This window comes from Thiorhodococcus mannitoliphagus (assembly GCF_010915725.1).
Classification (GTDB): domain Bacteria; phylum Pseudomonadota; class Gammaproteobacteria; order Chromatiales; family Chromatiaceae; genus Thiorhodococcus; species Thiorhodococcus mannitoliphagus.
The window spans coordinates 1-11,482 of the sequence record NZ_JAAIJR010000152.1 but is presented as its reverse complement, the minus strand read 5'-3'; the positions used below and the strand labels follow the sequence as shown (position 1 = coordinate 11,482).

Here is an 11,482-nt window from a genome sequence, read left to right as displayed (position 1 = left end):
AGTTGTCAGGTCTTCAAGGGCGAGGCGCTCGAGTGCAAGCGCGCGGTCGGCGGCATCGTCAACTGCTGCGAGCGCCCAAGCGGAATCTCCCTGGGACTCTATCTGCAGCTGATGTTCTCGGTGGCCAAGCTCGACAGCGTCACGATGTCGCTCATGAAGGCCGGCGTCTCCAATCCCGCCTTCGGTGCCTGGGAGACCTTGCGCTCACCCCTCGTCGACACCTGGTCGGCGGTCAAGGATGCCTTCACTTCGGCGGTCAATAACATCACCGGCAATACGACCGCGGTGACTACGGAGGCGGCCAAGCAGGGGCTGATCGCCACCTTCAAACAGCAGCTCCTGCAGCAGACGGTGCAGTGGACCGCCTCGGTATTCGGCCCCCAGGCGGCCAATGCGCTCTTCGTCGATGCCGCGACCGGCGGGGCCGCCGTGGCGGCCGACGGCACGGTGGCCTCGACCCTGGCCCTCAATCCCGCCATCTCGGTCGTGCTCTACTGGGTGATGTGGGCCTATCTGATCTACACCATCGTCATGATCCTGATCCGCCTCATCTGGGAGTGCACCGAGGACGAGTTCACCCTCGGCGTGCAGCGCGAGCTGAAGTCCTGTCACCGGGTCGGCTCTTACTGCAAGAAGAATTTCTTCGGGGCCTGCATCGAGAGCCGCGACAGCTTCTGCTGCTTCAACTCACCGCTGTCGCGGATCCTGAATGAGCAGATCCGGGGCCAGGCCGGAATCGGCGGCTACGGCAGCGCCAAGCATCCCAACTGCTCAGGGATCGCGGTCGATACCCTGACCCAGGTCGACTGGAGTCGAATCGATCTCTCCGAATGGCTGGTCATGCTGACCGAATCGGATTTGATCTTGACCACGACCGATCTGGATCTGGAGACGCTGACCGAAGGGCAGGGCAACCGCACCGCTGATCGGCTTGAGGACCTGAGTGATGTCCAGACTGCGGGCGAGGCGAATCGGAAGGCCGAGACGCAGGGGTGGGAGGAGACGCTGGAGACCTTGCCGAGGCCGGCGGATGCCGACCCGTGAGGTCGAGCCTCACCGATCGCGGACAGCCAACGACTCCCCGCTGCGTCGAGCGCGGCGGGCTAGGACAACCCGTCCCCTGTGCGTATGAGTAACGGCATGACGCTTGGCCGCTCAGTTGCTCGGCGTGATCCATGCAGGATGTGATGCCCCGAGGTTTCTTGATGCGCCGAGACTATTCGTGGTACGTCCCCTATTTCCTGCCGTCCCCTATTTCCTGACTCAACACAGCCGCTGAAGGGCAAACGTGGCCAATTCCGCGCAACGCAGCTCCATGTAGTGCTTGAAGACCGGGCTAGGGCCTAAGCCGAGCATCATCAAATCGCTTCCAAGCTGCTCGATATGTTTGAGCGCGTTGGCCTGCGGCGCATGATTGCATAGGTTTCCAATGTAGTGTCTCGCTTTGATATCGGGATGATTGTTGCCAACCGACTGATTGCATTGCTCCCAAAGCAGGGCCTTGTTGCCAATTCGGTTGAGCAGCGAGCGCTCGAAATCCGCTGCGTCCCTGAAGCCCCATTGGCTAAAGGTTTGCCCTGCTCCATCGATTGTGTCTTGCCAAGACTTCGGTAGGATATGCTCAAGCTGCAATGAAGGCTGTCCCTGGCGTCCCGCAACAGGAGTCCCGCTACTCTGCTCGATTAGAAAACGCTCCCACTCAAAAAATAGAAATAACTCAGAGCTAGGGGCATTGCGATGGCAGAGGGTATCGAGATAGAAACAATCATAGAGTCCCGTCCAGTTACAAAACACATACCAGGCATTAATCTCCTGTGCGACCTGAGCACCTGGGCCGAAGGTGATACCACAGCGACTGATGAATCCGGCACGTGGATTCGATCCCTCTTTCGACGCGAGCACGGTGATACGTTCAACGGCCTCAAGGATGGACTTTCTTATGGTGACTATGGGCGGATCTTCGGTGTCAGAAACCTTGGCGCAACCGTTCGCTGGTAAGCGCGCTAAGATGCGATGGCGATAGTCCACCAGAGCCGGGTCACGATTCGCTGCGCTTAGCTGGTCACAGATCGGTTGGATCAGCTTCGGGTTGACGGCGACCTGGATGTCAAAGCGTTCATGCCATTCGATCTGGAACTGATTGCGGAACCTGAGCAGGAGCGCTAGCAGGTGCGGCGGTAGGCCGAGACGAATCAAAACTGTGAAATAGTCTTCATGGAGTGTCGAGGTGTTCGGGTAATGAATGGAAGGCTGAGCCGGCGCCGATGAACTTAAGTAGACATCACACAGATGGCTGATTTGATCCCGCAATCGCTTGGCGGCATCCACCCAGTTGGGCAAGACACGCTGAACATACAGATGATCCCGAAACCATTCGTATACCGTCTCGGCGCCGTACCAGAGTTCGTGACTCGGATCCTCCATGTTGAGCCAGTGATACAGGAGCTGACACAGTAGATCCTCTGCGCGATCCACGTCATTTGCCAGACCAACTTCAGCGCAGCGATCCGCGACACGGTAGAGATCCCCGAAGATATGATGGATATCCATGACAAGGGGGCCGTGTCCACCCACGACTGCCCTTTGGAGCCACAAGGATTTCAAGCGCTCCAAGACGCTCAGGCTCTTGCCCCGGTCGTTCAGTGTAATAAAGGATGTCAGCGCGTAATGAGTGTCAAGCTCGGTGATGCCCATTTTGATCGAGTGGTTTGCGATCAATCCAACGGTGGGTGTGATCGCAGGCGAGAAGAAGGTGTTCAGAAGCGATAAGGCCGCCGCCTTCAACCGCTGTTGGGCGGGGCTGTTGGGAGCCACGATTAGACCCTGTAAATAGGCTTCGATAGTTGGTGCAGCGACTGGGGGTATTTGTCCAAGCAGCCAATCGACCATCCCAGCGAAAAAGGCGTGGTCCGCCTGAGTCCCGAGAATGATGCGAGGTAGATAGCTGCCTCCGGGCAACATCAGCTTGAATAGGTTGGGAAAGGGTGTTGGGAGGACCTGAGATGGTGCAACCAGTTCCTGCATGATCGAGAGTAGGTATAGGGTCACCAAACGCTGCTGGCCGTCAATGACCGCATAGAATGAACGGATGTGGTTGTTCTGCTTTTGGATGATGGCTTCTTGTAGTGTTTGATGTTCGTTATCGAGCAAAGAAGCTAAGTCGCCGCCGTTGACCCCGATCTCGACGAGGTGGGCCTGAGCGAAATAGTGCTGGGGAGAGGTCGCTCCAGCGGCCTCTTGCAGGTCCCGGCCCAGATCCTGGATCTGTTTCTCACCCCAGGCGTAAGGACGCTGAAAGGTCGGAATCACGAAGACTGTGTCTCCGTCCGCGAGGATGTCTCTGACACTCGGCAGATGGCTAAATCGGGTAGGTGTCAACATGCGATTGATACTCCTTGATTATCGGTGCTGTTCCCGTCAGAAAGCGGGAAGAAACTGAGTCTGGTAACGGCAAGGTCCCAATCTTTATCGTCCGAAGTAAGGTTAAAACCACCGCCTTTAGGCGGTCAGATTTATCTTTAGAAGCCTTTTACGCGGTTTGTGAGTCGAGATAGAGTATCGGTACGGTAGCCATAGGGTCTTCAAGATCCAGTATCACTTTGTGTTCGTTACGAAGTATCGCTATCACGTTCTAAAAGCTCGACTTTGGCCATTTTTAAGGCTCGATAGATCCTTCAATATCAGTAAGTTACAGCGCGCCCAGCAAATAGCGAGGGGGCAAGTTTCGGCGTTTGAGCTTCTCGCCCCCCCTCTAATTTTTCGGCCCCATGAAAATTCAGGCAGTTAGTGCCACGGGGAACTGCCAAAATGGCCAAAGTCGAGCTAAAAGGGGATGTCGTTCTGAAGGCGCGCGCACTGATCCGCCAGACCCGCGAAGCGTTCGAGATCGAGATTCTCAAGGGGGTCGTTAGTAAGGATCATATTCACCTATTGGTGTCCGCGCCTCCGAATCTTGCATCGAGTGAAATCATGAGACGGATCAAGGGGCGCACCTCGACGAAGCTATTTGAGACCTTTCCCGAACTAAAAAAGCGCTACTGGGGTCGGCATTTCTGGGCGCGCGGCGGCTCTCCCGGATTTAAAGTGCTAAATCAAATTCATTAAAAACAAAGGTTTATCGTCTTTTTTGCCGGACACGCAGCCCTCAAAATCAGGCTGGTCACCAGCATTGCAAGTCATTGATTAATATGGAGCCACTAGGCGAATCGTGCGTGGCCGTTCAAATCGAGGTACACCCTTTGAAAGAGATGATCCCGGTTCGTGATGCCATAACAGCGCCGCTTAATGACCTTGATTTTATTGTTGAGTCCCTCAACGAATCCACTCGTGCGGCGGTCAATAAAATAGTTGGTGATTTCTTCCCAATGGCTGTTCAACGTTTTCAAAAAGCGGTTAAAGCAGGTTAATTGACTATTCGCGACCCGTTGCATCCAGCCTCTGATTTTGCGCTTGCCTTGCCCCTTCGAGACAGGGGCATCATAAATAGCCGTGAGCGCTTCGCATAATTCATACGCCTCACGTATCCGGGGAGAATGTTGGAATAAACGATTGAGGATCCGACGCTCGTCAGCCGTCAATTCATGGCGAGACTTGCGAACAATCCAGTGGGCGTTCTTCAATGCATCATAAGCCTCTTTTGAGAGCGATTGGCGAAGTCGCTTCATTTCTTTTTTGCGCAAGTCATCGACGCCTTGACGATACAATTTAGCGACATGAAAGCGATCCGCACAAATTGCGACACGGGGGCCGAAGACGGATTTCGCCGCCGCGATAAACCCGAGATAGAGATCGGAGCAGACCATCTTGACTGTTCGACGCAACCGCTTGGGAATGCTTAGGAAAAAATCCCGAACCGCCGCTTTGGTGCGCTCTGCAAGAAGGCCGATGACCCGCAACTCGCCGTCGATATAGGCGCTGACAATCGCCACAAAATCACGATGTCCTTTCTTCAACGCAATTTCGTCAATCCCAATGACATTCAGCGCGGCGATCGGCGTCCAATTCACTTTCGTCTCGATGAGTCGATCCACGACTTCCTGAATAGCGGCTGTCCCAAGATCGTACTTCAAACTAACATCTTGAAGCGTACTGTTGATCAATGCGCGCATGACATCTTGTTCGTAAGCCGTCGTCATCGCGCTTTTCGGGGTATACCAATCGAGAACTTGGCTGGTCGTCAGACGCCCCTCACAAATCTCACAGCGATAGCGCTTGGGGCGGATGACAAGATAGACTTTGTAGCCGAGAATCGGCAAATGGCGCAATTCGATTTCTGGGCCATATCCATGAAAACAATTAATCGCCTTACCGCAACCGTGACAATGGCTGCCATCTTTGAGGCTTTTGATATGAATTTTAATGGTTTTTGGGTTTTCAATGACCACACGTTCAATCTCGATCTCAGAGATTCCTAATAAGCTCAGAAGCTGTTCTTTGTCGATCATATAAATGATACTGCTCGAATACGGTTTTTTGACAGAGGCTCGCGTAAGATCATGATTTGTAAAATGTCATGTGCCACTTGAAATCCGGGAGAGCCCGCGCGGCTACTTTTGTGTGACCTCCGGCGAGGTGACGGAAGAGATGATCAAGCACTACCTGGAGCATCATTTTGAGCCGAAGACCGACGATAACTTCCGAACCGAGTAACCGATGGGTCTATTCGACCTGTATCCGGACTTTCAGTCCGTAACTTCAACCCACCAGCTTTAGCTGGTGGTTGTTGAGTTCGGTTTCCGAAAGTCTGAAAGTTTAAATCTCGGAAATTAGAGGCAGTTCTCAAGCTCCATGTCCCCAACGCCCACGTTGGATTAAGTGCGGCGAGACAGCCTAAGATGTTCGGTGTCCGCATTTCGTGAAAGAGTTTGCAGACTGAAAAAATTGAACGACGCGGCTAGTATATCGCGGCCTTAGCCCGTTGGGTCTGCATGGATGAATACGGCCGTGTCAAGCGGCCTGTGGTCGTTTTGATTTTAGGATTGACTGGCCAAGTCATTGCTTTTTGAGCCAAGTTGGTCACTGCACTACTTCAAACCCTCTTCCACGTAAGCAGGCCATCCCGGGCCGATTCATCCTGATTCGATCGCGCCACTCAGGCCGCCCGTACCCCCTCACCTTTGAGCCGGCACTCCACTGCCAACCGCCTCAAGAACTGCTCCGGTTTGAGCGCCTCGCCGAGCAATTGACGTTGCCGGCAGACATTGGCGAAGTCGCCCGGCGTCAAGCCCTCCAGCCCCTCCAGATGCCGGGCCAGCGCCGGCGGCACCGGCGCCTGCGCGTCGCCCAGCGCCTCGCGGGCAAAGAGCGCCCGGCGTTGCGCGGGCGTCAGCGCCCGGAAGTGCAGCTTGAAATCAAACCGCCGCAAGGCCGCCGCATCGATCCCGCTCATCAGATTGGTCGCGGCGATGAAGATCCCCGGGAAGCACTCCATTTGCTGCAGCAGCTCGTTGACCTGGGTGCGCTCCCAGCTCCGCTGCGCCTGACGCCGATCGGCGAGGAAGCTGTCGACCTCATCGAGCAGGAGCAGCGTCCGGGTCGGGTCGCACTCGCGGAACAGCCGTGCCAGGTTCTGCTCGGTCTCCCCGACATAGGGCGACATCAGCTCCGACGCCTGCCTTGCCACCAGTTCCCGATCCAGCGCCTCGGCCAGCACCTCGGCGAAGGCGGTCTTGCCGGTGCCGGGCAGGCCATAGAAACAGAGACTGCCGCGACCCTCGCGGTGCAGCGCCTGGGCGATGGCGCTCGGCGTGATGCCTCCGGACAGGTTCAGATAGGCCACATCGAAGGCCGTGGCCGGCGCGCGCCGGCGGGGGGCGGGCGTGCCATGCAGCAGGCTACGCAGTGCCGCCACCCCCGCGCGCACTGTCGGTTCCGGCGCGGCCTCCGGTTGCAGATCGAGCAACCGCCGCGCGGCGCCCAACTGTGCCGGGGCCAGGGCCGGATCGGCGGCCAGCTCGTCGAGCAGGGTCGGTGGTAGACCGCAGTCGCCCAGATGCCGCTCGGCCATCTGGCGCCGTACCGAACGCGGCGGGGTGACGAAGGCCAGCGGGAGCAGGAAGCGACGCAGAAAGGCCGGATCCATGCCGCGCGTGCCGTTTGCGATCCAGATCGCCGGCACCGGATTGTCCTCCAGGAGGCGATTCATCCAGCCTTTCTGTTTGCCGGTCGCGCTGTCGCCACGCAGCAGCGCGAACAGGTTGTCGCTGGCCGCGAAGACATCCTCGACCTCATCGAAGATCAGCACCACGTCACGGCGCTGGGCCAGCAGGCGTTGTGTGACCAGATAGGCCGACAGCCGCCCTTCGCGCGAGAGCCCGTCGCCGTCCTCGTCGTCGCTGCGTACCTGATAGGCCGTCAGCCCGCAGGCATCCGCCAAGGCCCGCGCCAGCTCGGTCTTGCCGGTGCCGGGCGCACCATGGAAGAGTGCGTTAACACCCACGGCCCCGGTGGTGGCGGCCTGGCGCAAGACCGCCCGCAGACGCCCGGCGTCCTGGGCGAGATGCGCAAAGGCGTCTAGCCCCCAGGCGCCCGCCGGCGCCGGTTCGGTCAGCAGCGCGAGCAGGGCGTCAACATTCGCCGGTGCCGCCTCCATCACCTCGCGCAGCAGGTCGCTGGGGGGCAGAAAGTCCTCCAAATCGGTGTGATGGCGAGTCCATTCGACTAGCCGCAGCGCCCGCAGCGGGGCGCGCTTGGCGAGCGCGTTGCGCGCACACGCGCGGTCCAGATCCAGGACCCTGGCCAGGCGTTCCAGATTGATCCGCGCGGCCATATTTCCTCTGGTGTGCCTCTGCGCACGCAACAGCACGCGCAGGGGCTCGGACAGCTCGCGGTGTTCGAGGTAATCCAGGAGGGTCATGGCCGTGGCGTCGAGTCCCAACGCCTCACCGAGGAGGGCCGCTGTGGTCGATGTCGGCGCGTTCCCATCGGCCTCGGCCAAACGCTTCACGACCCAGCCGGGGAGTGTTTTCAGGAAGACACGCACCTGCTGGCGCAGCGATTCCGCGCGTTCGGCGGGATTCGGCTCATCCCCATCGTCCGCTTGCTCGTGACCGTCTTCTTCATGCAAGGCCCTTTGGAGGGCGGTTTCCAGATCTTCATACTCAACCCTCAGCCACGCGGGCTCCTCACCAACCGCTGATGGCAGACAGGCCGCCAGCGCACGCGGATCCAGCAAGGGGCGCGTCAACGTCCAAAGTGCGTTCAGATATTCCTGATCGCGCAGCTGCGCATGCAAGTGCTGTTCGCCCTGGAACAGTTGCAACGCATAGCGGGCGGTGCGCCGCTCGACGGCGGGCACGGTGCTGAAATCCTGCTTCCACAGGGTGCGATGATCGAGCATGTTCAAATCTCCTGGGTCCAGGGTTGAAAGCGGCGACTGTCGAAATGAAAGGTCAGAAGTTCGCCACGGATCGCCGCGTCGTCGATAAATAGACCCAGCACCACATCACATGGCTCGCGGAAATAGGGGCTGCCGGCGTCCTTGTCGCTGTCGAACACGGGCGTCTGCAGGATCTCGACGACCACGGCCGGATCGCCATAACGTGGCACGCGATGGTTTTTCAGGCCCGGCTTCCAGGTCACCAGGTCGCCGGGGGCGAAGGCATGACGCTGGACCAAAGCCTGGTAGCGCTCGCGCAAGGCGGCACCGACGTCGCCGCGCAGATCCTCCAAGGGCTCGTCATCGAGCAGATCCATGGGGTGCGCGTCGCTCAGGCCGATGCGCGCGAGCAGCTCGCGCGAGGACAGACTGTCGTTGTTGCGAGGCATTCAAGACTCCTCTCGTCGAAAGCAGGACAGGCACCGGCCAGTCCCTTCATGGATACAACACAAGACACGGCGACCGGAACCGCGCTCCAGCGCGTCCGGCGGCCGTCTGTCGATCACTGAATTGTTAAAGAGCCGGCGCCGCCGGTCGTCCCGGTCGAGGGACAACGCAGTGCTTCAGGTTTTCAGGGATGGAAGCGTCGGGCATCGGTGGATGCGTCGTGCGTTATAGCGCACAGATACGACTGACCTTGTCGCATCGAGCGCCTTCATGCCCCTATACTTCACCGCCATGAACCGGAGATCCGAGCCCAAGCACGTCGCGCGCATCGAGCGTCTCAGGCATCTGATGCGATGCATCTCCTTCGGCGCCCCAGATGACGCCTGCCTGAGCACCACTCAGTTGAGCGAACGCGTCGCGGACGTCTACAACGCGGCGAGCGAAAGGGCGCTCAAACGCGCGGTGCAACGCGACCTGGAAGCGCTGGTCCAACAGCAGCGGATCGCGGTGGTCAATACGGGCCGCAAGCCCTTGCGCTACCGTCGTCTGGCAAGCGATGCCGAGGACGATGATCCGGTCATCTGGGAGTGGACGCTGAATCAGATCCGCATGCTGGCCTGCGAAGCGGTGCCGCAACGGCAACTGGATCGGTTGTGGCGCACCTTGCTGACCAACACGCAGGCCCCGAGGCTCGACGAATCCAGGTTGCGCGTCGTGCCGGATACCTTTCGGCTGCTGCCCGCAGCGCTTTATCCGGGTGTGCTGAGCGCGGTGATCCAAGCACTCATCCTGCGCTGCGCGCTGCGGGTCGGTTACGTCAAGGCAGACGGCGCACGCAGCGACGCCGTGCTGCAGCCCCAGGCCGCCGTGCAACGTGGCCCCATCGCCTATCTGCTCGCGCTCAAGAATGACGAAGAGACCCCCGTGCGCTTCTATGCGCTGCATCGCATGGTCAAGGCCGAGGTCTTGACGGCGACGCCCGCGCGTCAGGTCGAGGGATTCGATCTGGACCGGGCGATTGCCGAGGGCCGGATCGATTTCGGGCAAGGCGCGTTGATCGATCTGGAACTGCGCGTTCGGGGCTATCTGGCCGAGCTGCTGAGGGCCTGTCCGATGGCGCCGGATCAGCGCCTGGAGGACGAGCCGGAGGGCGCCGACTTTGAGCTGCGGCTCTGGGTGCGTGTGCCCTCGACCGGGCAACTGCTGCGTTGGTTGCTGGGGGCGGGGGATAATCTGGAGGTGGTCAGCCCGCCCGACCTGCGACGGATCGTCGCGGCCCAGGTGCGCAAGGCGTCGGCATTGTATGGCGCGCGCTGAAGATCATCGTCCGACGGCAAAGACACCGTGCAGCCCACCATGGCCAACCCTCGGGTGCGCCTGGAGTGTGACGGACTGATCGAGCACCGCAAGGATCCCGAGGACGGACGGGCGAAGACGGCAGCCGCCGCGGTGAAGGCTCGGGCTCTGGCGGGGCTCGCACCGGATGAGCTTCGGGTCTTCCTCAGCCTGATTCGCAAGGTCATCTTGAGGCTGCGGACGCAGACCATCGAGAGACAGGATTCCGCGTCTTGGCCGGACGCGCTTGTCCCCAGGTCCCGTGAGCAGTTCTGTGGATAAGCTGTGCTAGACGGCGTTAACCGACTGTCTTTCATGGCTGTCGCAGCGTCTGGTCGAGAACTGACCGGCACTGCAGTTGCTCGGCTTTCTCGAAGATGACACGACCGGTATGCAGTCATGGTGCGATCTGCTTTCCTGATACTCCCGTTCTGGCTCTGGAGCGCGCTGGTATGCGCTGATCGCTATCCGCTGGCGTGCGTCTATGTCGAGCGGGGTGGGGCGGCTGAGCTGGCGTCGCACCCCGCCTGCGCGGCTCGAGCGGACGATGCGCTGATCCTGGCCTCGGCGCATCTGCGACGGATGCGCGACACGACCCATGGACTTGCCGCCGTCTGGGTCGCGGGGCAGTGGTACTACGTCCGGCCCACGGGTGAGTCCTTGCCGGTGGTGACCCTCGACAATGGTCCGGATCCCTTCGTGGAGGGGCTGGTCCGCTCCCTACGCGTCGGCGGTATGGCCTATGTCGACGCCCACTTCCGAGAAGTCATCGGCCCGCGCTACGACTGGGGCTGGCCCTTTGCGCAGGGCAGGGCACTGGTGTGTCGCGGCTGTCGGCCGCTTCAGGAGGGCGAGCACAGCCGCGTGAGCGGTGGACGCTGGGGCTGGATCGACCGTCAGGGCCGGGAAGTCGTCCCGGTGCAGCTCAGCGAGGCGCAGGCGCGGGCACGGTGAGAGCGCTGCAGGGGGCACGCCACGTCTGGCGCTCAGCGGCGCTTAGCAAGTGTCCATCAATTGTTTCCCGATGCGAGCGATGCCGCCCGAAATCCCCCCTAGCCCGAATGGCACTAACTTAGGTAAAATATTCGTTAAATCAGTTGCTTGAAAGGAACGCTGATCACCGACTTACTGAGTTTGCTGAAGGCTTGACTGGCGGCACCCGCCCAGACAGTGGCTTTCCAACAATTTTGGCTCCAGAAAGGCATCTGCAAGCTTCTGATTCAATTGAGTAAAAATCTTAAGTTAGCGCCATTCCCCCCTAGCCCCCCTTTGCGAAAGGGGGGAAGTTGTTGATGGACGCTTTCTTAGTGCAACGTCCGCTCCGTCTGCGCCGCGCCGTCCAGGAGCCCGGTGAGCCGCCCGCCGACCTCGCTGAAGCGTGTA

At 59.6% G+C, this 11,482-nt stretch carries 8 protein-coding genes and 3 pseudogenes; 7 read left to right on the top strand and 4 right to left on the bottom strand.

What is annotated here, in order from left to right:
• Positions 1-1,044 (top strand): conjugal transfer protein TraN (gene traN / locus G3480_RS22600; protein WP_164656323.1); only part of this gene is annotated, 1,044 nt, incomplete at its 5' end.
• 219 nt (positions 1,045-1,263) lie between these two features.
• Here the strand turns inward: traN and G3480_RS22595 are convergent.
• Positions 1,264-3,381, bottom strand: coding sequence for a DUF262 domain-containing protein (locus tag G3480_RS22595; protein WP_164656321.1), 2,118 nt, complete (start codon positions 3,379-3,381; stop codon positions 1,264-1,266).
• 169 nt (positions 3,382-3,550) lie between these two features.
• Here G3480_RS22595 and G3480_RS22590 point away from each other — a divergent pair.
• A pseudogene (locus tag G3480_RS22590) lies at positions 3,551-3,637 on the top strand (IS200/IS605 family transposase); the annotation flags it as partial.
• 170 nt (positions 3,638-3,807) lie between these two features.
• Positions 3,808-4,065 (top strand): annotated as a pseudogene (gene tnpA, locus G3480_RS22585) (IS200/IS605 family transposase); the annotation flags it as partial.
• 131 nt (positions 4,066-4,196) lie between these two features.
• Here the strand turns inward: tnpA and G3480_RS22580 are convergent.
• Positions 4,197-5,444 carry an ISL3 family transposase gene (locus tag G3480_RS22580; protein WP_164656319.1) on the bottom strand — a complete coding sequence of 416 codons (1,248 nt, stop codon included), beginning with the start codon at positions 5,442-5,444 and terminating at the stop codon, positions 4,197-4,199.
• 97 nt (positions 5,445-5,541) lie between these two features.
• Here G3480_RS22580 and G3480_RS22575 point away from each other — a divergent pair.
• Positions 5,542-5,649, top strand: a pseudogene (locus G3480_RS22575) (IS200/IS605 family transposase); the annotation flags it as partial.
• A gap of 442 nt (positions 5,650-6,091) precedes the next feature.
• Here the strand turns inward: G3480_RS22575 and G3480_RS22570 are convergent.
• Both G3480_RS22570 and G3480_RS22565 read right to left on the bottom strand, forming a co-directional pair.
• The gene (locus G3480_RS22570; protein WP_164656318.1) at positions 6,092-8,338 is read right to left on the bottom strand and encodes an AAA family ATPase; all 2,247 of its coding nucleotides are present in this window, start codon (positions 8,336-8,338) and stop codon (positions 6,092-6,094) included.
• Between the two features lie 2 nt (positions 8,339-8,340).
• Positions 8,341-8,766, bottom strand: coding sequence for a hypothetical protein (locus G3480_RS22565; RefSeq protein WP_164656316.1), 426 nt, complete (start codon positions 8,764-8,766; stop codon positions 8,341-8,343).
• A gap of 268 nt (positions 8,767-9,034) precedes the next feature.
• Here G3480_RS22565 and G3480_RS22560 point away from each other — a divergent pair, with 268 nt between their 5' ends.
• The 3 genes from G3480_RS22560 (at position 9,035) to G3480_RS22550 (ending at position 11,053) form a co-directional block, all read left to right on the top strand.
• Positions 9,035-10,081 (top strand): helix-turn-helix transcriptional regulator, encoded by a 1,047-nt coding sequence (locus G3480_RS22560; RefSeq protein ID WP_240905986.1) that lies wholly within the window; start codon positions 9,035-9,037, stop codon positions 10,079-10,081.
• Between the two features lie 39 nt (positions 10,082-10,120).
• The gene (locus G3480_RS22555; protein WP_164656314.1) at positions 10,121-10,381 is read left to right on the top strand and encodes a hypothetical protein; all 261 of its coding nucleotides are present in this window, start codon (positions 10,121-10,123) and stop codon (positions 10,379-10,381) included.
• A gap of 117 nt (positions 10,382-10,498) precedes the next feature.
• Positions 10,499-11,053 (top strand): WG repeat-containing protein, encoded by a 555-nt coding sequence (locus G3480_RS22550; RefSeq protein WP_164656312.1) that lies wholly within the window; start codon positions 10,499-10,501, stop codon positions 11,051-11,053.
• The last annotated feature ends 429 nt before the right edge of the window (positions 11,054-11,482 follow it).